This window comes from Paenibacillus provencensis (assembly GCF_042678545.1).
Taxonomy (GTDB): domain Bacteria; phylum Bacillota; class Bacilli; order Paenibacillales; family Paenibacillaceae; genus Paenibacillus; species Paenibacillus provencensis.
Genome location: NZ_JBHTKX010000001.1, coordinates 551,651 through 577,790 on the forward strand (window position 1 = coordinate 551,651; position 26,140 = coordinate 577,790).

Annotated in this window: 28 protein-coding genes; 27 read left to right on the forward strand and 1 reads right to left on the reverse strand. The window is 45.0% G+C overall.

Features of this window, described 5'->3' with window-relative positions:
* Positions 1-49: 49 nt before the first annotated feature.
* The 8 genes from ACFQ3J_RS02775 to ACFQ3J_RS02810 all read left to right on the forward strand — a co-directional run bounded on the left by ACFQ3J_RS02775 (position 50) and on the right by ACFQ3J_RS02810 (position 5,935).
* Positions 50-1,141, forward strand: coding sequence for a hypothetical protein (locus ACFQ3J_RS02775; protein WP_251581055.1), 1,092 nt, complete (start codon positions 50-52; stop codon positions 1,139-1,141).
* A 51-nt stretch (positions 1,142-1,192) separates the two neighbouring features.
* Positions 1,193-1,372: an IDEAL domain-containing protein gene (locus ACFQ3J_RS02780; RefSeq protein ID WP_251581056.1), complete on the forward strand. Its 180-nt coding sequence runs from the start codon at positions 1,193-1,195 to the stop codon at positions 1,370-1,372.
* A gap of 164 nt (positions 1,373-1,536) precedes the next feature.
* Complete coding sequence (locus ACFQ3J_RS02785; protein ID WP_091158018.1) at positions 1,537-1,989, forward strand: DUF2487 family protein; 453 nt, start codon at positions 1,537-1,539, stop codon at positions 1,987-1,989.
* A gap of 185 nt (positions 1,990-2,174) precedes the next feature.
* Positions 2,175-2,717, forward strand: coding sequence for a ubiquinol-cytochrome c reductase iron-sulfur subunit (locus ACFQ3J_RS02790; RefSeq protein ID WP_091158017.1), 543 nt, complete (start codon positions 2,175-2,177; stop codon positions 2,715-2,717).
* Between the two features lie 15 nt (positions 2,718-2,732).
* On the forward strand, positions 2,733-3,404 hold the full coding sequence (qcrB, locus tag ACFQ3J_RS02795) for a menaquinol-cytochrome c reductase cytochrome b subunit (protein WP_047911153.1): 672 nt from the start codon (positions 2,733-2,735) through the stop codon (positions 3,402-3,404).
* Between the two features lie 18 nt (positions 3,405-3,422).
* Positions 3,423-4,301, forward strand: a complete 879-nt coding sequence (locus ACFQ3J_RS02800; protein ID WP_251581057.1) for a menaquinol-cytochrome c reductase cytochrome b/c subunit — start codon at positions 3,423-3,425, stop codon at positions 4,299-4,301.
* Between the two features lie 125 nt (positions 4,302-4,426).
* Positions 4,427-5,041 carry a DUF1405 domain-containing protein gene (locus ACFQ3J_RS02805; protein ID WP_251581661.1) on the forward strand — a complete coding sequence of 205 codons (615 nt, stop codon included), beginning with the start codon at positions 4,427-4,429 and terminating at the stop codon, positions 5,039-5,041.
* 48 nt (positions 5,042-5,089) lie between these two features.
* Entirely contained in the window at positions 5,090-5,935 is an 846-nt protein-coding gene (locus ACFQ3J_RS02810) for a sporulation protein YpjB (RefSeq protein WP_170862429.1), read from the forward strand.
* Between the two features lie 71 nt (positions 5,936-6,006).
* On the opposite strand, the gene ACFQ3J_RS02815 is transcribed toward ACFQ3J_RS02810, so the two are convergent.
* Positions 6,007-6,873, reverse strand: coding sequence for a YitT family protein (locus tag ACFQ3J_RS02815; protein WP_251581058.1), 867 nt, complete (start codon positions 6,871-6,873; stop codon positions 6,007-6,009).
* Positions 6,874-7,073: 200 nt separating this feature from the next.
* On the opposite strand from ACFQ3J_RS02815, the gene ACFQ3J_RS02820 reads away from it, so the two are divergent.
* The 19 genes from ACFQ3J_RS02820 to ACFQ3J_RS02910 all read left to right on the forward strand — a co-directional run bounded on the left by ACFQ3J_RS02820 (position 7,074) and on the right by ACFQ3J_RS02910 (position 26,112).
* Positions 7,074-7,403, forward strand: a complete 330-nt coding sequence (locus ACFQ3J_RS02820) for a nucleotide pyrophosphohydrolase (protein WP_091158011.1) — start codon at positions 7,074-7,076, stop codon at positions 7,401-7,403.
* Between the two features lie 50 nt (positions 7,404-7,453).
* A complete protein-coding gene (locus tag ACFQ3J_RS02825) occupies positions 7,454-7,990 on the forward strand; it encodes a tetratricopeptide repeat protein (RefSeq protein WP_251581059.1) in 537 nt (178 codons plus the stop codon).
* Between the two features lie 21 nt (positions 7,991-8,011).
* Positions 8,012-8,815, forward strand: a complete 804-nt coding sequence (gene dapB / locus ACFQ3J_RS02830; RefSeq protein ID WP_091158008.1) for a 4-hydroxy-tetrahydrodipicolinate reductase — start codon at positions 8,012-8,014, stop codon at positions 8,813-8,815.
* A gap of 88 nt (positions 8,816-8,903) precedes the next feature.
* On the forward strand, positions 8,904-9,332 hold the full coding sequence (locus ACFQ3J_RS02835) for a methylglyoxal synthase (RefSeq protein WP_091158005.1): 429 nt from the start codon (positions 8,904-8,906) through the stop codon (positions 9,330-9,332).
* A 69-nt stretch (positions 9,333-9,401) separates the two neighbouring features.
* A complete protein-coding gene (gene bshA, locus ACFQ3J_RS02840) occupies positions 9,402-10,568 on the forward strand; it encodes an N-acetyl-alpha-D-glucosaminyl L-malate synthase BshA (RefSeq protein WP_091158004.1) in 1,167 nt (388 codons plus the stop codon).
* 28 nt (positions 10,569-10,596) lie between these two features.
* Positions 10,597-11,910: a CCA tRNA nucleotidyltransferase gene (locus tag ACFQ3J_RS02845; protein ID WP_251581060.1), complete on the forward strand. Its 1,314-nt coding sequence runs from the start codon at positions 10,597-10,599 to the stop codon at positions 11,908-11,910.
* The gene (locus ACFQ3J_RS02850) at positions 11,900-12,877 is read left to right on the forward strand and encodes a biotin--[acetyl-CoA-carboxylase] ligase (protein ID WP_251581062.1); all 978 of its coding nucleotides are present in this window, start codon (positions 11,900-11,902) and stop codon (positions 12,875-12,877) included. The genes ACFQ3J_RS02845 and ACFQ3J_RS02850 overlap by 11 nt, the downstream gene beginning before the upstream one ends.
* A 412-nt stretch (positions 12,878-13,289) precedes the next feature.
* On the forward strand, positions 13,290-14,168 hold the full coding sequence (gene panB / locus ACFQ3J_RS02855; protein ID WP_091157999.1) for a 3-methyl-2-oxobutanoate hydroxymethyltransferase: 879 nt from the start codon (positions 13,290-13,292) through the stop codon (positions 14,166-14,168).
* Positions 14,165-15,061 carry a pantoate--beta-alanine ligase gene (panC, locus tag ACFQ3J_RS02860; protein WP_091157998.1) on the forward strand — a complete coding sequence of 299 codons (897 nt, stop codon included), beginning with the start codon at positions 14,165-14,167 and terminating at the stop codon, positions 15,059-15,061. The genes panB and panC overlap by 4 nt, the downstream gene beginning before the upstream one ends.
* The gene (panD, locus tag ACFQ3J_RS02865; RefSeq protein WP_091157996.1) at positions 15,054-15,437 is read left to right on the forward strand and encodes an aspartate 1-decarboxylase; all 384 of its coding nucleotides are present in this window, start codon (positions 15,054-15,056) and stop codon (positions 15,435-15,437) included. The genes panC and panD overlap by 8 nt, the downstream gene beginning before the upstream one ends.
* 92 nt (positions 15,438-15,529) lie before the next feature.
* Positions 15,530-16,159 carry a hypothetical protein gene (locus ACFQ3J_RS02870; RefSeq protein WP_251581064.1) on the forward strand — a complete coding sequence of 210 codons (630 nt, stop codon included), beginning with the start codon at positions 15,530-15,532 and terminating at the stop codon, positions 16,157-16,159.
* A 133-nt stretch (positions 16,160-16,292) separates the two neighbouring features.
* Positions 16,293-19,163 carry an ATP-dependent DNA helicase DinG gene (gene dinG, locus ACFQ3J_RS02875; RefSeq protein ID WP_251581066.1) on the forward strand — a complete coding sequence of 957 codons (2,871 nt, stop codon included), beginning with the start codon at positions 16,293-16,295 and terminating at the stop codon, positions 19,161-19,163.
* A gap of 44 nt (positions 19,164-19,207) precedes the next feature.
* Entirely contained in the window at positions 19,208-19,867 is a 660-nt protein-coding gene (locus tag ACFQ3J_RS02880; protein WP_091157991.1) for a redox-sensing transcriptional repressor Rex, read from the forward strand.
* Positions 19,854-21,155 (forward strand): amidohydrolase, encoded by a 1,302-nt coding sequence (locus tag ACFQ3J_RS02885; RefSeq protein ID WP_251581068.1) that lies wholly within the window; start codon positions 19,854-19,856, stop codon positions 21,153-21,155. Before ACFQ3J_RS02880 ends, ACFQ3J_RS02885 begins: the two co-directional genes overlap by 14 nt.
* 30 nt (positions 21,156-21,185) lie before the next feature.
* On the forward strand, positions 21,186-21,707 hold the full coding sequence (locus ACFQ3J_RS02890) for a cell wall elongation regulator TseB-like domain-containing protein (RefSeq protein ID WP_091157988.1): 522 nt from the start codon (positions 21,186-21,188) through the stop codon (positions 21,705-21,707).
* A gap of 172 nt (positions 21,708-21,879) precedes the next feature.
* Complete coding sequence (locus ACFQ3J_RS02895; protein ID WP_091157986.1) at positions 21,880-22,407, forward strand: hypothetical protein; 528 nt, start codon at positions 21,880-21,882, stop codon at positions 22,405-22,407.
* Complete coding sequence (locus ACFQ3J_RS02900; protein WP_091157985.1) at positions 22,400-23,902, forward strand: AAA family ATPase; 1,503 nt, start codon at positions 22,400-22,402, stop codon at positions 23,900-23,902. Before ACFQ3J_RS02895 ends, ACFQ3J_RS02900 begins: the two co-directional genes overlap by 8 nt.
* Positions 23,903-24,040: 138 nt before the next feature.
* Complete coding sequence (locus ACFQ3J_RS02905) at positions 24,041-24,910, forward strand: 3-hydroxyacyl-CoA dehydrogenase family protein (protein ID WP_251581070.1); 870 nt, start codon at positions 24,041-24,043, stop codon at positions 24,908-24,910.
* Complete coding sequence (locus ACFQ3J_RS02910; protein WP_091157981.1) at positions 24,907-26,112, forward strand: acetate/propionate family kinase; 1,206 nt, start codon at positions 24,907-24,909, stop codon at positions 26,110-26,112. Before ACFQ3J_RS02905 ends, ACFQ3J_RS02910 begins: the two co-directional genes overlap by 4 nt.
* Positions 26,113-26,140 lie beyond the last annotated feature (28 nt).

Sequence of the window (26,140 nt, forward strand, 5' to 3'; positions counted from 1 at the left end):
TGTTGTAATAATTCCCATAATGGTAGTAAAACGGCGAGGCGATGGAACAATGAATTTAGCAGATCTTCTCACATATGCCGATATCGGTCAGCTGAACCGCATTGCGAACCATTATGAGTGCTCAAGCAAGACCAATTCAAAACATGAATTGATTCAGAGCATTCTAATTACGCTCGGCAGCACATCTTTTGTTGAAGAACAGGTGGAGAAGCTTCCGATTAGTCATCTTTGTTTATTGAATGCGTTGTTGTTCGACACAAGAGCTAGCTTCAGTATGGAAGAACTGACTGCGTTAGCCAGACAAGCTATTGATCCAAAAGGCGGACAACCCGTCTCTTTCTTTAGAGAGATCATTGTCTATTTTACCAAATCCGGATGGTTATTTAATGGCTCGACTCATCAGACCCGGTATTTATATCAAGTACCGAACGATTTAAAAGTTAAATTTCTTCGCATATTGCAGGAAAGATTTAAACAGATGATGGTAATCATAAATGAACCTTCTGCTTATCGAGATGAACATCACTTGCTGGCCCAGGATCTTAGACAGATGTTAAAGTTCATCTCTCAATATGAGATTCCTTTGAACCAGGAAGGATTTATGTACAAGCGTACTCAACAACAGCTGATGGAATTTCTGAACATTCAGGAATCTCTGCTCGGAAAGGGAGGGTGGCGCTTTGGATATGGCCGCACTTATAAAGAATACCCGGACCGATTGGCTCTCTTGTACGACTATGCGTTCCATCATCGTTATGTATCTGAACATAATGGACTGGTTGAACTGACTGCAGAGGGCAGCGCCTCGATGGAGAAAGCTCTAGAAGAAGAGATGATACAGCTATTCCGCTTTTGGTTAAGACAGTATAAAGGGGCTATACCAAATGTAGCATCCGTCGTTTATTGGATTGGCAGGTGTGCTGAGAGGTGGGTCACAGTATCCTCGCTAATGGAAAGTATAGGGGATTTGGTACATCCATTCTACTATGATTCCAAGGAAGTCGTTTTTAAGCATCGTATTTTACAGATGCTCATGCATTTGGGGATGATACGATGCGGAGATTCCGAACAAGAAGGGCAGGCTATACAAATAACGGCCTGGGGGAGCAAAATATCCAGCTCCTATATCATCCTTCCCTAATTAACGGAAAAAGAATTTGATAAAACAAACAATTGGTTGGAGGTGCATCCTATGGATAAAATGAAAGTTACTTACGAGGGCATGTTAGGACTGGCTGCTGAGATGGTGTGGGACGAGGCATTAAAGAAACATCGAAGTGAAAAGCTCTTGGATGAAATTGATAAAGCACTGGCATCGGGGGATGAAGTGGCTTTTCGTAACCTGACGGATGAACTGAGATTAATCAACTGAGAATTTTGCATAAATTCTAAAATTACCCTACTTATTTATGGCTGGAGTTCCACCATATAAATAAGAGGGTTTTTTGTGTTTATATGTAATTGAATCTTCTTCCAACAGAGGAAGACAAATATTATAATATAGAAAAATATAGAGTTAGAAGGAGGAATACATGCTTGAAATTCAGCGAGATCAGACAAGAAGAATGGATGGAATGGAAGCCTTATTTGGATACATGTATTATCCCATATACCGGCCTGACGGGGCAGGAATCTCCTCTTGAAGCTGTAGTCGCTTTAGAAAATCTGAGAGATTTTCTTGATATTGTAGAAATTCCATTCAAAGGACGAGTTGTCACTTATCCGGCATTTCATTATACTGCGGGAGACCGCTTGGATTCCTTGAATAATATATGTATACAGCTGAAGTCCAGCGGTTTTAGGTTTGTCATTATAATGAGCACTGGACAAGAGATAGAGCCTTCTTCGGTTTCTGCTTCAGATTTGATATTTACATTCCCCAAATGTGAAATTTTAGTGAGCAAGAGTAAGGAGGAGGCATCAGAAAAAATCAATCAATTGTCACAGAAAATACATCGTGAGGTGTATCGACTATGGGGATTACAGTAGATCTAAATTAATTGTGACAAAATACCAACATTTTCAATATAACGCTTCCATTCTTTGATTTAAAATGTGTGACAAATTCTTGACGGTCAATGGAGGCTAATATATGATTATGTATGTCCTAGTAATTTGTGGAATATTTTAAATGAACAATGAAATATTTGGATGAAAAAGGGGGTTGGAAGAGGATGAGCAATCACAAAGACAAAGAGCACCAACTGCCTAAACCACCCGGTCGTAAAGAGATGTCACGGAGACAGTTTCTAACTTACACTTTGGGCGGTGCGACGGCTTATATGGCTGCGGGTGCAGCTCTGCCGATGATCCGTTTTGCTGTAGACCCGATACTGCAGAAGGACGACGAAGGCGATTTTGTGAAAGTCATTGAAGTGAGCAAGGTCACCGATGAGCCTCAGGAAGTGAACTTTGAGCTTAAGCAGCAAGATGGCTGGTATCTAAGCAATTCGTCCTTGGTTGCCTGGATCAGGAGAGGGGAAGATGGAGTTATCTACGCTTTATCACCGATCTGTAAGCATCTGGGTTGTACCGTGCGATACAATAACAACCCGACATATCCAGACGAATATTTCTGCCCATGTCATGGTGCGCATTATACGAAGGAAGGCAAGCAGCTGGAGGTTGCTTCAGCGCCGCTTGATGAATACACCGTTAAGGAAGAGGAAGGCTGGGTGTACCTCGGATCCATTGTTCCAAATACTAGAGTCCAATAGGGAGGGCGTGAGTAGATGTTTAAGAATATTTACAACTGGGTCGACGAACGTCTGGACATTACCCCGATTTGGCGTGACGTTGCTGACCATGAAGTTCCTGAACACGTTAATCCCGCCCATCACTTCTCGGCTTTTGTATACTGTTTCGGCGGACTTACGTTTTTCATTACGGTAATACAGATTCTATCCGGCATGTTCCTCACGATGTATTACGTACCAGACATCATTAACGCTTATGCGAGCGTAGAGTTTTTGCAAACCCAGGTTGCGTTTGGTCAAATTGTACGGGGCATGCACCACTGGGGAGCGAGTCTAGTTATAGTTATGATGTTTCTACATACCATGCGGGTGTTCTTTACAGGTTCATATAAAGCGCCTCGCGAAATGAACTGGGTCGTCGGGATGCTGATTTTCTTCGTCATGCTTGGACTGGGATTAACAGGATATCTTCTGCCATGGGATAACAAAGCGTATTTTGCAACGAAGGTTACACTTGAGATCGCGAACACGGTACCTGTACTTGGCCCGGTAATCAAAGAACTGTTACAAGGCGGGTCCATTGTCGGAGCGGAGACCTTGACTAGATTCTTTGCTTTGCATGTATTCTTCCTACCGGCTGTTCTGCTCATACTGCTTGTAGGGCATTTCATTATGATTCGCAGACAAGGAATTTCCGGACCACTATAATCGAAGGGAGGTAGGCCTATGGCACACGGGAAGAAATCTGATGAGAAGGTTGTGTATGTTGGTGATTCTCGGGTTCGCAAGGGAGAGGGCTTTATTACTCCACCTGACTATACGTCATATCCGGGAAAGTCCGAAGCGTTCATTCCTAACTTTCTGCTTAAAGAATGGATGGTAGGCGTTGTCGTACTGGTTGGTTTTTTAGTACTTACCATTTCGGAGCCTGCTCCACTCGGATATCCAGCTGATCCAAGTGCTAACGTCATTCCGATGCCGGACTGGTACTTCTTATTCTTATACCAATACTTGAAATATCCGTATGCTTCAGGGGATTATGTCGTTCTTGGTACCCTCGGCGTTTCCGGGGTTGCGTTCGGCGCGCTGCTTCTGGCCCCTTTTCTTGACACGGGTAAGGAACGCCGCTTCTATAGAAGACCGATTGCCTCCTCACTCATGCTGTTATCGATTGTGTCGGTTATCTACTTGACGAATGTTGCCTGGACACACTACAAGCATGAGCTTGAAGCTTCTGGACAGGAGCCGGAGCATATTCAGCGGGAGAAGGAAGCGGAAGAAAGGCATGCAGCTGGAGAATCTACCTCATTTGCTCCATCACAGCAGGAGGAGGAGATCGCGATTGTCGAGCCTGATGCTGCGGGTGCAGAAATATATAAGAAAGCAACCTGTGTGAGCTGCCATGCGGTAGATCTGAAAGGACAGAGTGGTCCGGCGCTGCTTGGAATCGGTGACAAGCATAGCCAGGAAGAAATTCTCACGATTATTAAAGAAGGCATAGGCGGAATGCAGCCACAGTATGATGCTAATATTGCCCAAGGTCTCACGGACGAAGATATCAACACCTTGGCAGAGTGGCTTGCACTTCAGAAAGCGGAACAGTAAAATATAGGTTATAGCTGAAAGCCTGACTGCAGCCGCAGTCAGGCTTTTTCGGAATATTGAATTAATGTACATACTATACTTTACTTTGCAACTGTAAGAGGAGGATACAGGTGTTTTCGATTTCTATGTTATGGAGCCGGGCCTTTCTCATGCATCGAGGCTTTCTTTGGTTACTATTCGGGTGTAACTTACTAGGAACGGTTTACGGTTATATATGGTATGGAGGGCAGCTAGAGTCCACACTGGACAATTATCCGGTATGGCTGATTGTATTTGTTCCTGACAGCCCTACAGCCAGCCTGTTTTTTACCATATCCCTTCTGTTCTTATTGTATCCTGCTTCATCGTCTTGGTTAAAGAATACAGGACATGTGATTCAAGCTTTGGCTTTTGTCACTTCATTTAAATACGGTATATGGGCAGTTGTAATGATTGTAGCAGGCTGGTCTCTCGGAGTAGATATGATCTGGTCGGATTTTATGCTGATTGCCTCTCACCTTGCCATGGCTGTTGAAGTGCTGCTGTATGCTCGATTTTTCGGCTTTAGACTGGGCAGTCTTATCTTTGCTGGTGTATGGACGTTACTTAATGATACGTTGGATTACACGAAAGGCATATATCCTGGTCTTCCGGATGCTGTTGACGTCTACATCAACAGCGTTCGAAATTTTACAGTAGCGCTCTCACTTGCTTCCATCCTTACTGGCTTCATCGCACTTAAACAAACCAAACGAATATAGTACTAGGCTTCCACATCCCCTCATACGATAAGGTAGGAGGGGATGTCCATGTTTTCGTTTATCAAACGATCTTCCTGTGTGATTACGGCTATGCTCTGCTGTACGCTGTTCAGTGGTGCTATTGTATCCAACGTGTCTGCTGCAAGTGTTCAAGAGACACAATCTGATCTAGAGCTTATGAAGCAACTGAACGATACAGCAACTTCATTGTACCGGAAATCCCTCGAGAACAATTTAGTAGGAGTTCGGGAGGATGTGCAGTTAATAACAACCCAGGTTGGGCAATTGTCCTATGACGGGGTGACAAGTGTGGAGGGGATGCACGCACTGACCGAAACGATCGTTGAAGTCAAGGAGGCATCCGCCAGTACGGATGCAGCTGCTGATTCGCTGCAGCATGCTTCAGCTAAATTAAGGCTGGCTGTGGATAGTCTTGCTCATCCTGATAAGCCGCTGTGGCTGCAATATTATAAAATATTGAAAGAGGATATCGCAGCTGTTCAAGAAGGAGCACTGAATCATCGAGCTGATTCACTCATGGTTACATATGGAGAGTTTGAGCAGCATTACGAAACCATTCGTCCAGCGGCCATCATAAAGAAGCAGCCTTATGAAATTGAACGGTTTGACTCCTGGATGTCTTATTTAAAAGGACTGACCATGCGTTCAGAGCCTAATTATGAAGCGGTTGCTGAAGCCTTACAGCAAGGCGATGAATTTGTAAATGCCCTGTTCGGCAAGGAAAAGGATGAAACTGCCTTTACTCCGTTTGCGAGTGGTCCTGAGCCTTGGGCTGCCGAGCTGTTTATAGGTTCTACAATTATGGCGGTATTGGCTTATGTAGGATATCGCAAATTTCAAGGCACCGAAACGACTCCATTTACAAGACGATAGTTGCGGGATTTCGGTACATCGTCTTATGTCTGTCCTGTACTTAGCATCTAATAATGGCCCGGTTATCCGGGCTATTCCTCTTTAAAACCCTCGCCATATACATCGTGCACCTCTGAGATAATAACAAATGCTCTGGCATCTGCAGATTTGATGATTTCTTGCAGCTGTCGTACCTCCTGTCTCGCAACAACACAATAGGCTACATGCTTTGCTTGTTTAGAATAACCCCCGACAGCAGGCACCAATGTGACCCCTCTATCCATTTCAACCGTAATGGTCTGTGCAATTTGATCAGCCTGATCACTTATAATGGTAAAGGATTTAAGCGAGTATGCTCCCTCTTGAATAAAATCAATAACCTTAGAGCTGATGAAGACAGACACCAGCGTATATAAGATCTTATCCAGAGGAATGAAAAAAAGGGAAGAACCAATAATGATAATATCAATACCGAGCATCACTTTTCCGATACTGATCCCTGATCTGCGGGATAAGATTCTTGCAATGATATCTGAGCCGCCTGTTGTGCCTCCCGCGCGAAAAACGATTCCTAGACCTGTTCCAATAGTGACGCCTGCATACAATGCCGCGAGCAGGAAATCATGCTCTGTCTTAAAGGGTACAATATAACCTGCTTCAATCAGTCTCTCGAATAGACCAAGAAAGAAAGTAAGCAGGGCAATTCCGATACCGGTATAGAGGATTTGTCTTCCCCCAAGAACCTTCCATCCCAGGATGAATAGCGGGATATTGATCACCAAGGTTGACAAGGAGGGAGAGATGTCAAACGCATAATTTAGCAGAACGGTAATTCCGGTTACTCCGCCTTCCATAAGCTGATTTGGAATGATGAAGTACAGTAGTCCAAAAGCAAATATGGCGGTTCCCAGCATAATCGGAAGGATGATTTTCAATTGGATAATCCATTTATTCTTCATAATCATATATACCTCGCTAGATGATTGTTCTTTTACATTCATTTAAAGAGAGCAATTTTTACGCTTTAAACATGTACAGAATGGTGTACTAACATAGTATGCCTGTTTCAACCTCAGATTAAAAAAATGATTTGTTTTCACTATCTCAATACGTTAACATTGGAATAAAGCAAATTTATCGGTAAGGAGCTACAACTTGTATGGAGAAAAGTCTTGCAGAAATCCAGCGGGAAGTGGACCGTTACATTTCACAGTTCGAGGAAGGGTATTTCAGCCCGATGACGATGCTTGCGAGAATGACAGAGGAAGTAGGCGAGCTCGCCCGTGAGGTCAATCACGAATATGGAGAGAAGCCCAAGAAATCTACGGAGGCTGACAACTCCATTGAGCTTGAACTCGGGGATATTTTATTTATTACCCTTTGTTTTGCAAATTCACTCGGCATTGATCTGACGGAGGCTCACAACAAAGTGATGCATAAATTTAATACGAGGGATGCGAATCGCTGGACCAAAAAGGACACCGAATAATCCATCCTTACATATGCTGTACTAACCGATATTCGGGAGGGACAGCAAGCATGAAATCTTATCCTTATATCCAAGAAGCATACAAAGCTATTTTGCATGGTGATTACGAGCTTGCGGTCTATTGGTTCGAGACTGCGATTGAGAAGGAACCCGACAATGCTGAAATCCATTATCGCTGCTCCATTACCTATGCACGCAATGGGAAGCTGGAGCAAGCTTTACTTCATGCTCAAAAAGCAGCAGAACTTTCTCCAGACCATGGTGAGTATATAATGCATCTAGGGAGTCTTGAGGCGAAGAAGCTGACTGCAGGTGCACGATTGCTCATCGAAGCATCTGCGTCTAATTTGTCTAAGGTCAGAGAAGATGTACTCGCACAGCTGAAGAAGTCTATTGAGCTTGATCCGCTCTTCACAGATGCTTACGTATGGCTATCCATTGCTTATGCCGAACTGGATGAATACATCCTAGCGATCGCTGTACTGAAAGAGGCCATATCGCTGGAACCACAGAATGATCAATTAACACAATTGTTGCAGGATTTTCACAAACGAATGAAGTCTAATAAGAATAAATCATCAACCTAGAATATAAGGAGTGTTTCTTAAGTGGCAGAGAAGTTAAAGGTTGTAGTTGTAGGCGCGGGAGGGCGTATGGGACGTGAAGTCGTCAAGCTTGTTCTTCTGGATGAAGAACTTGAACTGGCGGCAGCAGTCAATCGTTCCAGAGCAGGCGAGGATGCAGGCAGGCTGGTTGGTCTAGAGCCCTGCGGCGTACTTGTTACAGATCAGTTGGAGGATGCGCTGAGAGACTCTAATGCAGACGTGATGGTTGATTTTACTACACCCCAATATGCTTATGAGCATACCTCCCTCGCTATTTCATACGGTGTAAGACCCGTAATGGGGACAACGGGATTTACCCCAGAGCAAATTCAAGATTTGGACAAGCAATGCCAAGATAAAGGAATTGGCGGGCTCATTGCACCAAACTTTTCAATTGGGGCTATTCTAATGATGAAATTCGCAGCACAAGCTGCCAAATATATGCCTAATCTCGAAATCATTGAGTATCATGGCGATCAGAAACTGGATGCACCTTCGGGAACCGCGATTAAGACGGCCGAGATGATTGCACAGAACCGAGAGGAGCTTCGCCAAGGTAACCCGAAGGAAGAGGAAACGATTGAAGGATCAAGAGGCGGGTATTACAACGGATTCCGGATTCATAGTGTCAGGCTGCCAGGGGTATTTGCACAGCAGGAAGTGATTTTTGGCGATTTCGGACAAACTCTGAAGATTAGACATGATTCTTATGAACGGGCCGGATACATGCCTGGCGTTAAGATAGGTATCCAGAAGGTCATGGGTTTTTCCGGGATGATTTACGGTTTTGATCATTTTATTGACTAACTGAATCAATTTTAGAATACCCTTAGTTGCTTCATTTAAAGGTATAAATATGTCATTATATAGATATCAAAAGGGAGAGAACATGCATATGCTTAATATCGCTTTTATTGCTCATGATCGTAAGAAAGACGAAATGGTTAACTTTGTAACGGCTTATGAAAAAGCATTTGAAGGCAATAACTTGTTTTCTACAGGAACTACCGGTCAACGTATTATGGAAGGCACTAATTTGAAGATTCATCGGTTTATGTCTGGACCTTTGGGCGGCGATCAGCAGATCGGGGCGCTTGTGGCGAAGAACGAGATGGATTTAATTATCTTCCTTCGTGATCCGCTAATGGCACAGCCGCATGAACCGGATATTAACGCCCTTCTGAGACTGTGTGATGTGCAGGGAATACCGCTGGCTACAAATGTAGCAACGGCTGAAATACTTGTTAAGGCTTTGGAACGTGGTGATTTTGGTTGGCGCGAGCTTGTACATAAATATAAACCAGGTTCAGATATAGAAGTCTAATTCATTACTAACACATTAAATTATGACCAGCATTGTTTATATACATTATCATAAAGGAGGCCCTTCCCTTTGAATCAAGCGGGCAAACATCTAAAAATCGGGATTACCTGTTATCCGTCACTTGGCGGATCCGGAGTTGTAGCAACAGAGCTTGGAAAGCGACTCGCCGAAAAAGGGCACCAAGTTCATTTTATTGCGAACAGCATACCTTTCAGACTGGGCAAATTCCATCGCAATATCTTTTACCATGAAGTGGAAGTAAATGACTATTACGTTTTTCGTTACCCACCTTATGATTTATCATTAGCTACCAAGATGGCACAGGTTGCCAAAACACAGCAGCTGGATTTGCTCCATGTTCACTATGCAGTTCCCCATGCTGTCTGTGCATACCTGGCTAAACAAATGCTGCCTGATGATCTGAAGGTAGTGACAACGCTGCATGGCACGGATATTACCGTGCTAGCCCAGGATGAGTCGCTGAAGGACTTGATTGAGCTCGCTATTAATAAGAGCGATGCGGTGACAGCTGTATCGCAGGATCTTATCCGTGAGACGCATGAACTCCTTGATATTAAACAAAAAATTGACTTGACCTACAATTTTATAGATAGCAAAACTTATTATCCGCGCAACAGCACTTCACTTCGAGCAGAGTACGCTTCCAAGGAAGAGAAGGTGCTGATGCATATCTCCAACTTCCGTCCTGTGAAGCGTACGCTGGATGTCGTTGACATCTTTGCTCGGGTAAATAGAGAACTTCCGACAAAGCTTATCTTGGTCGGAGAAGGCCCTGATCTGCCCAAGATTCAGTGTAGAATTCAGGAGATGGGACTGACGGACAGAGTACATTTGTTAGGCAAACAAGATGATGTTGCTCAGGTCATTTCCATGGCTGATCTGCTGCTGCTCCCGTCAGAAAAAGAGAGCTTTGGCCTTGTAGCACTCGAAGCCATGGCTTGTGGAATTCCTACCATCGGCTCAACAGCCGGTGGGATACCTGAGCTTGTTACGCATGGAAGCACCGGGCTCCTTTCAGGTATTGGAGATACGAAGCAAATGGCAGAATATGCATTAATGCTGCTGCGTAATGAAGAAATGATGAAGAGCTACAAACAGGCTTGTCTTGACAGAGCAAGCTCTCATTTTGATATCGATAAAATTACAGCTGAGTATGAGCAAATATACCGCCGGGTCCTTACACAGCAAAATGTAGGGGTTGGCCTCGAGCATTGATCGGGAGATTTATAAAGGGGTAACGGAAATGAACAATTGGAAGCATGTCGATCCTGCCATGGCTATTCAGGGCGAAGAAGTGCTTAGAAGGCTTAGTGATCATGGGCATCAAGCCTTTTTTGTAGGTGGTTGTGTTCGAGATGAGATGATGAAGAGGCCCGTAATGGATATGGATATAACGACTTCGGCTAAGCCTGAAGAGGTGATGGCGTTGTTTGAGGGTTCCATACCGACAGGGCTGCAGCATGGAACAGTAACCGTTCGAATGAACGGTTATCATTTTGAGGTGACGACTTTTCGTACGGAGAGCGGTTATGAAGATTTTCGCAGGCCATCTGAGGTTCACTTTGTAGACCAGGTTGAAGAGGATCTAAAGCGCAGAGATTTTACCATGAACGCCATTGCTCGTGATTATGCAGGCCATATCATTGATCCTTTTAATGGTGTAACTGACATCGCACGGGGCATTGTTCGCTCTGTCGGTCTTGCTGAAGAACGATTTAGAGAAGACGCCCTTCGGATGTTAAGAGGCGTTCGTTTTGCATCCATTTTTAATTTTGACATTGACTCCTTAACCTGGGACGGGCTCCTAGCGGAGCGAGACAAGCTTTCTCACATCGCAATGGAACGAGTACGGAATGAAATGGACAAATTGCTCTCTGGTCCTTATCCCGCAAGAGGAATCGGTCTGCTTATGGATAGCGAGCTGCTCCATTATATTAAGGCTCCAGTAGATTTATCCAGGTTGGACCGTTCTGTTCTCAGCCTGTTAGATAAACTGCCACAAACTACGGAATACCGATTAGGGTTGCTGCTATTGCTGCTTGGCGCAAATTCTGCGGATGCGGATCATAAGCTTAGAGCCTGGACCTATTCCGGAAAAGTGAAGGACAGAATGACGAGATTTCTTGGACTTCATGAAGAGGTGATGAACCATCTTTCAAAGATTACGAAGGATCACAAGCAAGGACTTCGCAGTAGACATTTAAGAGAAGAATGGAAACTATCGCTTCTAAAGCACGGTGTTCCGGCAAGTGAAGACTGGCATGTCATCCATCGTCTGTTGCCTCAGTCATTCTATGAGATGTCTGGGGAAGAATATCTTCTGCTGAAGGAATTGGTGGAGCACGCAGAGGAATGGAGGAATGAGATGGGGGTCTACAGCTTGAAGGAGCTTGAGCTGTCAGGTTCTGATCTGCTCCGTGTCACAGGGCGCAAGGGAGGACCCTGGCTTGGTGAAACGATGAATTGGCTGCTGCGGCAGGTAGTAACAGGACAACTAGTTAACAAACATGACATTTTGCTTGATGCGGCAAAGAAGGTGATATCGGATGAAAAATAAATTGCTGCTTGATTTATTCCTGCATTCATCCCAGACCTTTATTTCGGGCGAGGAGATTAGCAGAAGACTCAAAATCAGCAGGACGGCTGTCTGGAAACAAATCAACCAATTAAGAGACATGGGCTATGAATTCGAGGCGGTATCTCGGAAGGGATATCGAATGACGTTTATTCCGGACTTTTATAAAGAGACAGATATTCAGGCGAATTTAAATACCAAAATATTGGGTAATAAGATTTATATAATGGAGACGACCTCTTCTACACAAGTGGACGCCATGACCCAGGCCGAGAGCGGTGCCGTTGAAGGAACACTATTCATTGCTGAACAACAGACATCCGGAAGAGGAAGACTCGGCAGAAAATGGTTCTCTCCCTCAGGCAAAGGGATTTGGATGAGTCTGGTGCTTCGGCCGGAGCTTCCTATCAGATACATGCCTCAGCTTACACTTCTGACGGGAGTTGCTGTCTGCAAGGCAATTCGCAGCGTTACAGGAGCGGAAGCAGCAATCAAATGGCCAAACGATATTTTGATTCAGGGGAAGAAGGTGTGCGGAATTCTTCTAGAATCGGCCACCGAGGATAACAAAGTAAAATACTGTATTGCTGGAATTGGGATTGATGTCAATCTCTCCACAGAAGATTACCCGGAAGAATTAACTGAGATTGCCACCTCGCTCAAGCTGGAGACAGGACATACTATAGATCGTGCGTTATTGATAGCCGAAATTCTGAACGAAATGGAGCTTCTCTACGATCGTTATACAAGTGAAGGATTCACACCTATCCAAGTGGAATGGGAGGAGCATTCCGTATCTATTGGTCAAGCCGTACGGACGGAGACATTGACGGAGACGATACAAGGTGTCGCCAAACGACTTGATCCGAGCGGAGGACTGGTTATTGCCGCGCCAAGTGGCGAGGAGAGGGTAGTTTATTCCGGTGAGATTGAGATTATAAAGCAGTAGTATGCTGTTAAGTCTGCTGCTTGGAATCTTAAGGTATTATGAAATTCATTCGAGGCATAGACAATTCCTTTATTTTTGGTATACTTTCTTGATGAGGCGGTATTGATTCTGTATCAAACTGCACTCGTCAGTCAGATTACCTAAGCTTTGTACAATTGAATCTTATGCCAAGTTGTTGGATTCTGCTCTGAGCCGAAGAGGACCGAGACAGAAGGGACGATCGCAAGTGACTCTTTTTTGACTTATGGGACCTTTTTAGTTTGATACTAAAAGGTTTTTTTGTGCGTCTGGTTATTCGTTAGTCTTATTAGGCGCCATCTCCGTTAAATTGGCTGAAGAGCATCCGTAGGATCACAGATTTAGACATGGCATCAATACTTACGGTATTTCAGAACAGAAGGGAGCCACTTGTATGGCAGCAACCAAAAAACCGCTTAACATTGTTAAAATGAAAAAAATGAAAGAAAATAAAGATCCGATTACGATGCTCACAGCATACGATTATCCTTCTGCTGTGCTGGCTGAAGAAGCTGGCGTAGACATGATCCTGGTAGGGGATTCTCTTGGAAATGCTGTACTCGGATATAATTCCACCATCCCGGTTACGATTGATGATATGGTATATCATTCCCGTGCCGTTGCAAGAGGTGCACAGAATACATTTATCGTAACGGATATGCCGTTTATGACGTATCACGGCGGAATAGATGAGAGCCTAAAAGCCGTTCGACGTATTATGCAGGAAGGCCATGCCCATGCAGTGAAGCTTGAAGGCGGAGCCGAAATAGCAGACACCGTGAGAGCCGTCGTGAAGGCTGGCGTACCCGTGCTTGGACATATTGGTCTTACCCCGCAATCAGTAAACCAAATCGGCGGTTTCAGGGTACAAGGGAAGGATGCTGCAGATGCCAAACGACTGCTTGAAGATGCGAAGGCACTTGAAGAGGCCGGAGCATTTGCCATCGTTCTGGAGCTGGTTACCGAGGCAGTTGCCGAGGCAATATCTAACGACCTGTCAATTCCAACCATAGGAATTGGCGCAGGGCGTGGTACAGATGGTCAGGTGCTCGTCTTCCACGATGTTCTGCAATATGCATCTCCATATATGCCTAAAAGATTTGTGAAGACTTATGCAGATGTAGGAACCATTATTCGTGATAGCATCGGGAATTATGTACAGGATGTTAAAAATAAATCTTTTCCTGCTGAGGAGCATGTGTTCACTGCTGAAGACGGTGTAGTCGACTCCTTATACGGAAGCAGCCAAGCAAAGGTGGAGAATAGATCATGATAACAGTTCGAAATATTGAAGAGCTGCGAGCACAAATAGCCTCCATGAAAAAGAACATTCGTGGGAAAGAACCGGCTGTCGGGCTCGTTCCAACGATGGGATTCCTGCATGATGGACATGCGAGCTTGATGCGCGAAGCTCGAAAGAATAATGATATTGTTGTTCTTAGCATCTTCGTGAATCCTATTCAGTTCGGCCCGAACGAAGACTTTGAAACGTATCCGCGCGATGAGCAGCGGGATCTGGGAGTTGCAGACAAAGAAGGAATAGACATCGTGTTTATTCCGACAGTAGAAGTCATGTATCCTCATCCCACGAAGACCAAGATCAGAGTAGCTGATATTACAGACCGCCTATGCGGTGCATCACGCCCAGGTCACTTCGATGGTGTGACCACCGTGGTAGCGAAGCTGTTCAACATTGTACAGCCGAACAACGCTTATTTTGGAATGAAGGATGCTCAGCAAGTGGCCGTGTTGTCGCAGATGGTATCAGATCTCAATATGCCGATAAATATTGTGCCTTGCCCGATTGTCCGCGAAGCGGATGGGCTTGCACTCAGTTCACGTAACGTGTATCTGAGCTCGAAGGAACGTAAGGAAGCTCTTGCATTATCCCGCTCACTTAAGCTAGCCCAAATGAAGACCGAGGAGCAGGAAGATGCTACTGTGGGTCAAATTCGCAAGCTTATTATAGATGAGATCAACACGTCAGAAACGGCTGTTATTGATTATGTGGATATTCTAACGTTTCCAGCACTTGAGCCGATTGAAGACCGTGTGCGGATTACTGAGCCGGAAGATGTTATTATTGCTCTGGCTGTTAAATTTGGAAAGACAAGGCTGATCGATAACCATCGGCTCCAAAAAACGGAGGTGCTCTCCCGTGTTTAGAACATTAATGAAATCTAAAATTCACCGTGCAACGGTGACGGAAGCAAACTTGAATTATGTGGGTAGTATAACCATTGATCGCAATTTGATGGATGCTGCAGATATTTTGGAAAATGAAAAGGTGCAAATTGTGAATAATAACAATGGGGCAAGATTGGAGACTTATGTCATCCCTGGACCACGCGGTACAGGTACGATTTGTCTTAACGGTGCTGCCGCACGGCTGGTTCAGCCTGGAGATACGGTTATTATTATTTCTTATGCGATGATGTCGAGTGAGGAAGCAGTTCAGCACAAACCGACTGTTGTATTCGTAGATGGACAGAATAAGCCGGTTCAAACGATGCGTGAGGAAGTTCACGCGACAATCTTGTAATCCATGGAATGAAGAATGAAAAGTGCCCAAAGCGCAAAAAATGTGATTAGGTTACTGCACTAATCCATTTTGCTAAGGGTGGGATGCATGCCATGTTTCAACATCTATTTGCGGAAATGAATCAATCGCTTGATGAGATTGCCAATTACTACACTGCCGCACCAGTCGAGAAGAAACAGGAAATGCTACAGCGATGGAACCTGCTTAAGAAAATGAGCGACGGCATTATCGATGAATGGATGTCATTTGAAGAAAAAATGGCCAAAATTCGCGAAAGCGGAATTTTCCGAGGCACAGATCCCTTTACTTCCATTCCGGAGCTGAAACTTCATGCCTTTGTTAAAGGACTTGGATATTTCAAACTGCTCATGTACCAGCATGCTGCAGAGGAGTTCGGCAAAGTGGTAGCAGTATATCCGGAAAGCTTGTTGTCGAGGCTATACCTGGCCATGTGCTATCTTCACCTGGAACAGATGCATACCGCATCTGAGGAGCTGAATCGGATACTTCTAACCTGTGATCAGCCCAGAATGAAAGCCATGGCGTACAATGCCCTGGGTTGTGTTCATGCGAAGCAAATGGAGCTCAAGCAGGCCCAATCCTGTTTTGCACTTGCTTTGGAACATGATCCTTCCTTGCCTGAGCCGCTCTACAATCTGGAAGCATGCCGCTCCAAAAATGCTGTGCTGCAGTATGGAACACAGCTGCTTGCCCTCTCCTAAGTACCTGCTGAAACAGCGCAATCGCAAAAGGCGATGTCCTGATAAGACATCGCCTTTTTGTCTGTTTCATGTTCAAAAGTCTTTTTTTTTGCTATGCTACTAAAGAGACTGTAGAAGGGAACGTTTACTCATCATGAAATTTGCTGTGCTTGATTTTGAAACAACAGGTACTCAGTCACTTGGTGAAATCATCCAAGTTGGACTTGCCATCATAGATCATGATTTTACTATTAAAGAAACGTTCAGCTCTTATGTAAATCCCGGCGCTTCCATTCCACCTTTTATTACGGGTTTGACGGGAATTACAGACGAGGACGTAAAGGATGCTCCTGTGCTTGAAGAAACGATGATGGAGCTCGTTCCATTGCTGGATGATGTGGTACTTGTAGGACATAATGTAAGCTTTGATTTTCATTTTTTACAGAATGCGCTTGACCGATGTGGTTACCTGCCATTTACAGGCCGGATTTTGGACACCATGGATTTACTGAAAATTTGCTTTCCCTCTTTATCCTCATATCAGCTGGGATATGTAGCAAGCGAATTCGGATTTACTCATGACCGTCCTCATCAGGCGGATAGTGATGCTCTTGCTACAGCGCATATTTTCTTAAAGAGTCTTGAGGAGCTAAAGAGCCTGCCTTTGATCACATTACAGCGGCTTACTGATCTGTTTGCTGCAGAGGATAGTGATCTGGGCTGGTTTTTTGATGGGATTCTTGCAGAGAAAGAAATGGAGCCTATTCACGATCTGGACAATCAGACTTACTATAGACAGCTCGCTCTCAAGATTGACGATTGGTCACAGATTGCTCCGCCTAGGAATGAGCATGAACCCAATCCATTAGAAAAATTGACCTTTCAAGAATATATGGATGAGGTTCAGCTCCGTCTGAAACAGACGCTGCCTCATTATGAGGAACGCGAATCCCAGAATTTGATGTTCACAGAAGTGACGAAAGCGATGGACGAGGATAAGCATTTACTGATTGAAGCCGGGACAGGCACCGGTAAGTCACTCGGTTATTTGCTGCCTTCAATTTATCATAGCGTCAGGCAGGAGACGAAGGTAACAGTTAGCACACATACGATCAATCTTCAGGAGCAGCTTCGTGAGCGGGATATCCCGCTTCTTACGGAGGTGGTTCCTTTTCCGTTCAAAGCAGCTGTCTTTAAAGGCAGAGGGCATTACCTGTGTCTGCGCAAATTTGAACAGAAGCTGAACAACAAGGAATTTGTAACTCCGAAGGAAGACGTATTTACTGCTGCGCAGATGCTTGTATGGCTCACGCAAACAGAAACCGGAGATGATGAGGAGCTCAATCTGAGTCATCGCGGCGGTGATTTTTGGGAGACTGTCCAAAGCGATTCCGATTCCTGCCTGGGGCGAAGCTGCCCTTGGTTTAAGAAATGCTTCTACCATCGTGCAAGACATGAGGCAGGAATTGCTGATGTGGTCATTACCAATCACTCCAAGCTGTTCACGGACGTCAAGGCGAGTCATCAATTGCTCCCCGCCTATGAGCATCTCGTTATAGATGAGGCCCATCAATTCGAGGAGGTCGCCGGTAAGCATCTTGGAATGCATATGAAATATTTCACGGTGGTTCATGCCCTTACCCGATTGTTCAAGGATAGTCGGAACGGTCAATTCCCTGCTCTGCGTCAAAAAATAGCGCAGTCCAGCCATGAGCAGATGGTCGAGTGGACCTCTGCAATTGATCAGCTGTTTCCATCAGCTCTTGAAGCGAAGGAAACCTGGGATCAGCTCAGTGAGATGCTGTTTAGCTTACTGCCAGAACGAAGTGATGCTGCCCCTGGCGAAGCAGGACAGTTCACATTAAGACTGAAGCCGCAGAGCAAACCCAAGAAGTGGGATAGGCTCGCAGCGGTTGAGAATCAGTTCTATGTGACCGTTTCTGATTTGGTTCGGAAGGCAGATAAGGTCCTTGGTGAAGTAAGAGAAGAACTCGATGATTATACGGCGGACAGCCTAATAACCGACGTTACCGGGCTTGTTAAGGATCTGGCTGGATTCAAAGACCAATTAAGACATTTCATGCGCCTAGATGATGCAGGCACCGTATACTGGCTTGAGGCTAGCGGACAATTCAAGAGTAAGTCGCTTCAGCTGTATGCAGTACCAGTAGATGTAAGTCCTCAGCTGAAGGAAATGTTCTTTGACAAGAAACGAAGCGTTATTCTAACCTCTGCTACTTTATCGGTAGATAAATCGTTCCAGTTTATGATAGATCAGCTTGGACTAACCGAGGCGCAGGAGCAGCAGAGATTACTTACTTCACAGCTGCCTTCTCCTTTTAATTACCGGGAACAAGCACTTCTTGTGGTTCCACGTGATTTCCCGAGTGTGAAGGGTAGTGTAGGTGATGATCACTTTGTCAGTATGCTCGTCAAGTCTTTGTCAGAGGCTGCACAGGCTACTAAGGGCAGAATGCTCGTCCTGTTTACCTCTTACAAGATGCTGAGACAAGTACATGAGCCGCTGAAGGAAGCCCTTGCTTCAAGTGATATTTCCGTATTTGGACAAGGAGTGGACAGTGGGAGCAGGACAAAGCTGACGAGAAGATTCCAGGAGGCCAAAGCTTCTGTGCTGCTTGGAACGAGCAGCTTCTGGGAAGGTGTCGATATTCCTGGTGAAGCCTTATCCTGTCTGGCCATTGTGCGTTTGCCTTTCCAGCCGCCTAATCATCCGGTCGTGGAAGCAAAGAGTGAGCTGCTCCAGCAGGAGAAGAAGAATCCATTTATGAAGCTCTCGGTACCACAGGCGGTTATAAGGTTTAAGCAAGGTTTTGGAAGACTGGTGCGGACCGCAAAGGATCGAGGCATCGTTATCGTGTATGATACAAGAGTGATTGAATCATATTATGGCAAGTATTTTTTATATTCCCTGCCAGGTCCTAAAATGGAACATATGACAACGGACAAGATGGTTCCGCGTATAAGCGAGTGGTTAGAGGAACATGTGACATATGAAGAGAAGTAATAGAAAGCACGGAAACTGCTTGCAGGTGTGAGGGGGAATTATAATTGAAGTCGGAGAAAATTTCAGAGGCTGTCGTAAGAAGACTGCCCGTATATCTGCGTTATTTACAAGAGCTGTATAAAAGAGAAGTAACCACGGTATCGTCACAGGAGCTTGGTCTCAGACTTGATTTAAATCCGGCGCAAATCCGTAAGGACCTTGCTTATTTCGGGGATTTTGGACGCAAGGGCATCGGCTATGATGTGGCTTATCTCATTGATAAGATCAGACAAATATTGAAGCTGGATCAACAGATCAATGTAGCACTTGTTGGTGCCGGTAACCTCGGACATGCCTTGTCGAACTATAACCGATACGTAAAAGACAATATGAAGATTGTCGCCGTGTTTGATTCTCAGCCCTCAAAGATTGGCACCAAGATAAATACGCTAACTGTTCAACCGATGGAAGAGCTGGTCAAGACAGTCAATGATCTGAACATTAGAATCGGCATTATAACGGTTCCGGATTCGGAAGCACAGCGTGTGGCGGATTACCTGGTTGAGGCGGGAGTCGAAGCCATCCTTAATTTTGCCCCGATTATTATTAAGGCGCCTGCTCATATCCGGATTCATACAGCGGATTTCACTACGGATCTGCTTAGTCTGGCTTATTATCTGGAGAATGAAGCAGGAAAAGAGGAGGAAGAGGATGTCAAGTCATAAGTGGCTCATCAAGAATGGTAAATTTGCGGTAAGCGATCCTGAATGGCGAATTGTCAGCGGCTATATGCTGATTGATGGTGACCGCATTTCTTATATAGGTGAAGATTTGCCCGAAGGAGCAGAAGGGCTCCCGGTTCACGATGGCAAGCATCAGCTGTTTATTCCTGGCCTTATTAACACGCATGGTCATGCGGCCATGTCCCTTCTCCGAGGTTATGGAGACGATCTTGCTCTTCAAGTCTGGCTTCAAGAAAAAATGTGGCCGATGGAGGAAAAGTTTACAGCTGAGGATGTGTACTGGGGAACATCGCTATCTGTGCTGGAAATGCTCAAAGGGGGCACTACAGCCTTCCTAGATATGTATGATCAGATGAATCAGGTGGCAAAAGTGGTAGAGGAGTCTGGCATTCGCGCAAGTCTCATGCGGGGAGCAATCGGTTTCGGTTCAGATGAGCTGCGCGAATTCAAGCTGAAGGAAGCAACGACCTTTGCCCGGGAATGGCATAATCAGGCTGACGGACGCATCACGACGATGCTGTCACCGCATTCGCCATATACATGCGGACCACAGTTTATTGAGAAGTTCGTAGAAGCGGCGCATGCGCTGGACTTACCCCTCCATACTCACATGTCCGAAACGGCCGCTGAAGTAGAACAGAATGTAAGAGAGTATGGGCTGCGTCCCGTAGCTCATCTAGAGAAACTCGGCTTCTTCTCCAGACCTTCTCTCGTGGCTCATGCCGTACATTTAACGGATGAAGAAATAGAGGTGCTTGCCAAGTACAATGTGGCGGTTGCCCATAATCCTGGAAGCAATCTGAAGCTGGCAAGCGGCGTTGCGAGAGTACCTGAGCTGTTGAAAGCCGGGGTGGTCGTCTCCCTTGCTACAGACGGTGCGGCAAGCAATAATAATCTGGATATGTTTGAGGAGATGCGCCTAGCTGCATTAATACACAAAGGAGTCAGCGGCGATCCGACGGCAGTGCCTGCTACAGAAGCGCTTCGTATGGGAACAGAATATGGTGCACAGTCCATCTACGTCAAGGATACGGGAGTGCTGGCAACAGGCAAAAAAGCCGACTTTATTGCAATTGATCTGGATCAGGCCCATTTCCTGCCTTATACCGATTTGATATCACATGTAATCTATTCTGCGAGCAGCAAGGATGTTCAGCATGTCTGGGTGGATGGCAAGCAGTTAGTTAAGAACGGTGAGATGCTCACGATGGATGAAGAACGGATTAAACACGAAGCACAAGCTGCTTTCGAAGGACTGACGTCCCGCTGAATGAGATAGGGGCAAGAAGGGAGCTCAGCCTTGAGAAAAAAAAGAAAGTGGATACTCATCAGCATTGTGGCTTTCTTACTCGTGCTGTTAGGCATTTATCTATTTTATGAATATGTAATGAAGGATACATGGGTAGAAGAGGAAGCTGCAATAGCCATTGCCAAGGAAAAAGAAGATCTGGTTACGGTAACCAAGACACAAAAATCGGTTTGGTCTGAGGATGCCATTTATTGGACAATCGAAGGTATAAATGCTGACAATGAACCCATTATGGTGTGGGTACGGTACGGTATGGACAAGAAGCCAGTGATAGATGAAAATAGTGTACACAGTGAGAAGATCGAAGAAGGAACATCTGAGGAAGAAATGCGGTCCAAGATCAGCTCCCAGCTGCCTGGTATCGAAATCGTCAGACTTCAGCCCGCAGTTTATGATGAGACATACGTCTGGCAGTTGTTTTATAAAGAGAATAATCGTTACTACTATCGTTTTTATCGTTTTAGTGATGGAACTGAACTAGATGACGGATTTCAACTGCCGGTCACAGAATAAAGCACATAAAATATACCCTGAAGTGGTCGTCTTTGGCCATTTCGGGGTTATTTGGATTGGAAACTTTGAAAAATAATTCATAGTTTAGATTTGGACGGCTGTATATGGTATGCTATATCTATACCCATTTTGATTGTAATAGAGTGGGCAAAATAGATGAGGAGGTTGTCACTTGAAATTACGTCCTATTCGGATAGCAATTACAGTTATGGTTACGGCTACGCTGCTGTTTGGAGGATGGTTTGTGTACCGTCAGGTGGCTCTTGAGAAGCCAATTGAAAAGTTGGTTGCCGAGTATGACGGCGTAAATGATGTTCAATTAGATATTAAACAGAATCAGGTTACTTTGAATCTCGATCTCGAACCGAATACCAATATAAGAGGTCTTGTTGATTATATCCGCACAGATGGCAAGGAACTTCTGAACGGGAGAACGATGAAGCTGGAGGTTAAGGATCATTCGACGGAAACGCTTGATGATTTCTGGTCCAGTGCTTTATTTACCGTCGCCGAAGCAATGGAGACTAGACAGTATACGCAAATTCCTGAGAAGCTGAAGGAAATGAGTGAAGGCAGCATTCAGGTTGACTACGATATTGATAATGAGAACGTATATGTAAGCTTGTCAGATGGAGAAGCAAGCAAGTATATTATTCTGCCGAGACAGCCGGCTACGATGGGAGTGTGGCCTAATGCCTAATTGGTTAAAGGAGATTTTAATCGGGGTTGTTCCGGTCGTACTTCTGTTTCTAGTCTTTATAGGAGTTAATATCATTCCAGTACTGCTCATTGCCCTGCTCGCAGGCGGTGTAGTCTTCCTGATGCAGACACGCGGTGGACTAGCCGTAGGTGCTAGCAGTGAGAAGAAGCGCAAAAAGGCGGGACCTTCCAAGCTCACCTTCGAGGAAATTGGAGGACAGGACAGCGCCAAGCAGGAGCTTCGTGAAGCGCTGGATTTTTTGGTAAGGCACGATGAAATTCAGAAGTTTGGCATTCGCCCACTGAAGGGTATTTTGCTGACAGGCCCTCCGGGTACAGGGAAGACATTAATGGCGAAGGCGGCTGCACATTACACGAATTCCGTATTTATAGCTGCTGCCGGCAGTGAATTTGTTGAAATGTATGTCGGTGTTGGGGCAGGACGTATCCGTGAATTATTCAAAGATGCCAGAACACGAGCTGCCAAGGAAAATAAAGAAAATGCGATTATTTTTATTGATGAGATCGATGTCATCGGCGGCAAAAGAGAAGGCGGTCAGCAGCGCGAGTATGACCAGACACTGAACCAGCTTCTTACAGAGATGGACGGTATATACAATTCAGATGCACCAAGGATTCTGATCATCGCGGCGACAAACCGTAAGGAAATGCTCGACAGTGCGCTTCTTCGTCCGGGTCGTTTTGACCGGCATATCCAAGTGGAGCTGCCGGACAAGAAAGGGCGTAAGCATATTCTGGAGCTTCATGCCAAAAATAAACCGCTTGCCGAGGATGTAAGCCTTGACAAAATTGCAGAGGAATCATACGGTTTCTCCGGCGCCCAGCTCGAGAGCTTAATGAACGAGGCCGCAATATATGCGATGCGGGATAGTCTAGAGTTTATTACGCAGAGAAACTTATCCATGGCAATTGATAAGGTTATGATGGGTGAGAAGACAGATCGTGAGTCAAATGAAGATGAGAAGAAGCGGGTTGCCATTCATGAACTGGGACATGCGATTGCAGCAGAAACGGTTCGACCGAACAGCGTGGGCCAGGTAGCACTCAGTCCGCGAGGGCAGGCTCTGGGTTATGTTCGACATAATCCGCAGGAAGAGCAGTATTTATATACTAAGGAATTTCTTGAAGCTCAGATTATGATTGCACTTGGTGGTGCAGCTGCGGAAGAGATCTATTATGGAGGGCGCAGTACCGGCTCCAGAAATGATTTTGAACAATCGCTTGATATTGTCAAAACCATGATCAGCTCTGGACTGACTTCGCTCGGGATTGTTAACCTCGACATGGTATCCCAAGAAGAATTGATGCGAGAGAATAACTACATTTTGAATGAGCTGTTTGCCCGTACAAAAGAGCTGCTGCATGAGCATGCTAACATTTTTGATAAGTCACTGGACATCCTCATGAAGGAGGAAGTATTGTCCGGTGGTCAATTCCGTGAATTATTTAAGAAAAATGCACTTTTGCCAGCATAAATTATTTATGCTGGTTATTTTTTTTTACTTTTGATTCATGCTAAGATATTATTATATGTTGGGTCATAAAAATGTATTTTTCGACAAAGAAGGATACACACTACTTAGAAGAGACCAGGAAGGGATGGAGCAGTAACCATGTTGTTTAAAAAGATAGGAGTTATCGGCGGAGGTACGATGGGTCAAAGTATTGCCGAAATGCTGGCAGCTAAAGGCCTCGACGTTCTGCTGGTAGAGCTTTCCCCGAATAAGCTTGATTATTCCATCGGAATGATCGAGACAGGGTTAGATAAAAAGCTGGAGAAGTGGGCGATTACCCAAGCAGAGAAGAAATTGATCTTATCTAGAATTCATAGAGCGAATCTTAGTGATCTGTCTGCTTGTGATTTGATTATAGAGACCATTACTGAGGATCTGGAAGCGAAGGTCAAATTGTTCAAACAACTTGAGGAGATTGTGTCAGAAGATATTATTCTGACAAGTAATACTTCTACGCTGAGCTTGACTGAGCTTGCGAGTGCTACAAATCATCCTGAACGCGTAATCGGCTTGCACTGGATTTATCCGGTATCGAGTATTGACGTTGTTGAAATCATCCGTGGTCTTAAAACATCAGATAATACGTTTGAATTCACGAAGAATTTTGCTGAGGAAGTATTGGAGAAGAAAGGCGTCATGGTTTATGAGTCCCCTGGATTTGTTACTTCCCGCCTTATTTGCCTTCATATCAATGAAGCTCTTCATCTGCTTGAAGAAGGAGTGGCATCGGCTGAGGATATCGATCAAGCAGTTCGGATTGGATACAAATTCCAACACGGTCCATTTGAAATGGCTGACCGCTTTGGCCTCGATTCCGTTCATGCAGCCCTTGACAGCATGTTCCGTGAATTTGGTGAACTGAAATACAGACCTTCCACTATACTTAAGAAAATGGTTCGCGCTGGGCAACTGGGTGTTAAGACGGGCGAAGGCTTCTTCAAGTACGACAAGGATGGTGACCGGATATGAAAGTACTAGTTATTAATGCGGGAAGTTCTTCCCTGAAGTATCAAGTGTATGACATGACTGACGAGTCTGTTCTTGCAAAAGGTTTGGTTGAGCGGATCGGTATGGATTCTTCCATCCTTACACATAAGCCGACAGGCAAAGAAGAAGTGACCGAAGTAAGCGAGATTCTTGAACATACGACAGCGATCCGCAAAGTATTGGACAAGCTCGTACATGCTGAGCATGGAGTATTGTCTTCAATTGAAGAGATTCAAGCTGTTGGACATCGTGTTGTACATGGCGGCGAATTCTTTAATGAGTCTGCCCTCGTAACAGATGAAGTCAAAGCTAAAATCCGTCAATTGATTGATCTGGCACCGCTTCACAATCCGGCTGCGATCATGGGTATCAATGCCGCTGAATCTAATATGCCTGGTGTACCGCAAGTGGTCGTATTTGATACAGCATTCCATCAAACCATGCCAGAATCTGCGTATCTATATGCGATTCCACGTGTACTGTATAACAAGTACAAGGTTCGTCGTTACGGAGCACATGGTACGTCCCATTACTATGTTAGCCAAATCGCTGCAGAATTCTTGGAGCGTCCGATCGAAGACATGAAGATCATTACCTGCCATGTAGGTAACGGGGGAAGTCTTACAGCAGTTCAAAATGGCGTGTCTGTCGATACATCAATGGGAATGACCCCATTGGAAGGGCTTATGATGGGTACGCGCAGTGGAGATCTTGACCCTGCGATAGTTCCATATGTTATGAACAAAGAGGATTTGACGCTGAACGAAGTGAATTCGATGCTTAACAAGCATAGCGGACTGCTTGCCATCTCTGGAATCAGCAGTGACATGCGTGAAATTACAGAGGGTATGGAGAACGGAGATCCGAATTCTACACTTGCATTCAACATGTATGAATATCGTCTCCGCAAATACATCGGTTCCTATGCTGCGGCAATGAATGGAGTAGATGTTATTGTCTTCACAGCAGGGGTTGGAGAGAACTCTGTAATCCTTCGTCAAAGAGTTCTGGAGCAATTGACTTATCTGGGTGTAGAGCTTGACGAGGAGCTGAACAAGATTCGTTCTGGAGAGCCTCGCCGTATTTCTACTGCGAATTCCAAAGTCGAAGTCTTGATCATTCCGACGAATGAAGAGCTTGTTATTGCTCGCGACACGAATCGTATTGTAGAAGCTTCCAAGTAACATCGAAATTAGAATTTTAATAGAACGG

Excerpts from the sequence above, each read along its gene's own strand:
- ACFQ3J_RS02870 (WP_251581064.1), top strand. The coding sequence starts at position 15,530 with ATGTTTCAACATCTATTTGCGGAAATGAATCAATCGCTTGATGAGATT.
- ACFQ3J_RS02820 (WP_091158011.1), top strand. The coding sequence starts at position 7,074 with ATGGAGAAAAGTCTTGCAGAAATCCAGCGGGAAGTGGACCGTTACATT.
- ACFQ3J_RS02850 (WP_251581062.1), top strand. The coding sequence starts at position 11,900 with ATGAAAAATAAATTGCTGCTTGATTTATTCCTGCATTCATCCCAGACC.
- ACFQ3J_RS02835 (WP_091158005.1), top strand. The coding sequence starts at position 8,904 with ATGCTTAATATCGCTTTTATTGCTCATGATCGTAAGAAAGACGAAATG.
- ACFQ3J_RS02825 (WP_251581059.1), top strand. The coding sequence starts at position 7,454 with ATGAAATCTTATCCTTATATCCAAGAAGCATACAAAGCTATTTTGCAT.
- panC (WP_091157998.1), top strand. The coding sequence starts at position 14,165 with ATGATAACAGTTCGAAATATTGAAGAGCTGCGAGCACAAATAGCCTCC.
- ACFQ3J_RS02800 (WP_251581057.1), top strand. The coding sequence starts at position 3,423 with ATGGCACACGGGAAGAAATCTGATGAGAAGGTTGTGTATGTTGGTGAT.
- qcrB (WP_047911153.1), top strand. The coding sequence starts at position 2,733 with ATGTTTAAGAATATTTACAACTGGGTCGACGAACGTCTGGACATTACC.
- ACFQ3J_RS02845 (WP_251581060.1), top strand. The coding sequence starts at position 10,597 with ATGAACAATTGGAAGCATGTCGATCCTGCCATGGCTATTCAGGGCGAA.
- dinG (WP_251581066.1), top strand. The coding sequence starts at position 16,293 with ATGAAATTTGCTGTGCTTGATTTTGAAACAACAGGTACTCAGTCACTT.
- ACFQ3J_RS02905 (WP_251581070.1), top strand. The coding sequence starts at position 24,041 with ATGTTGTTTAAAAAGATAGGAGTTATCGGCGGAGGTACGATGGGTCAA.
- panB (WP_091157999.1), top strand. The coding sequence starts at position 13,290 with ATGGCAGCAACCAAAAAACCGCTTAACATTGTTAAAATGAAAAAAATG.
- ACFQ3J_RS02780 (WP_251581056.1), top strand. The coding sequence starts at position 1,193 with ATGGATAAAATGAAAGTTACTTACGAGGGCATGTTAGGACTGGCTGCT.
- ACFQ3J_RS02900 (WP_091157985.1), top strand. The coding sequence starts at position 22,400 with ATGCCTAATTGGTTAAAGGAGATTTTAATCGGGGTTGTTCCGGTCGTA.
- ACFQ3J_RS02910 (WP_091157981.1), top strand. The coding sequence starts at position 24,907 with ATGAAAGTACTAGTTATTAATGCGGGAAGTTCTTCCCTGAAGTATCAA.
- ACFQ3J_RS02810 (WP_170862429.1), top strand. The coding sequence starts at position 5,090 with ATGTTTTCGTTTATCAAACGATCTTCCTGTGTGATTACGGCTATGCTC.
- ACFQ3J_RS02775 (WP_251581055.1), top strand. The coding sequence starts at position 50 with ATGAATTTAGCAGATCTTCTCACATATGCCGATATCGGTCAGCTGAAC.
- ACFQ3J_RS02815 (WP_251581058.1), bottom strand. The coding sequence starts at position 6,873 with ATGAAGAATAAATGGATTATCCAATTGAAAATCATCCTTCCGATTATG.
- ACFQ3J_RS02805 (WP_251581661.1), top strand. The coding sequence starts at position 4,427 with ATGTTATGGAGCCGGGCCTTTCTCATGCATCGAGGCTTTCTTTGGTTA.
- ACFQ3J_RS02790 (WP_091158017.1), top strand. The coding sequence starts at position 2,175 with ATGAGCAATCACAAAGACAAAGAGCACCAACTGCCTAAACCACCCGGT.
- ACFQ3J_RS02885 (WP_251581068.1), top strand. The coding sequence starts at position 19,854 with ATGTCAAGTCATAAGTGGCTCATCAAGAATGGTAAATTTGCGGTAAGC.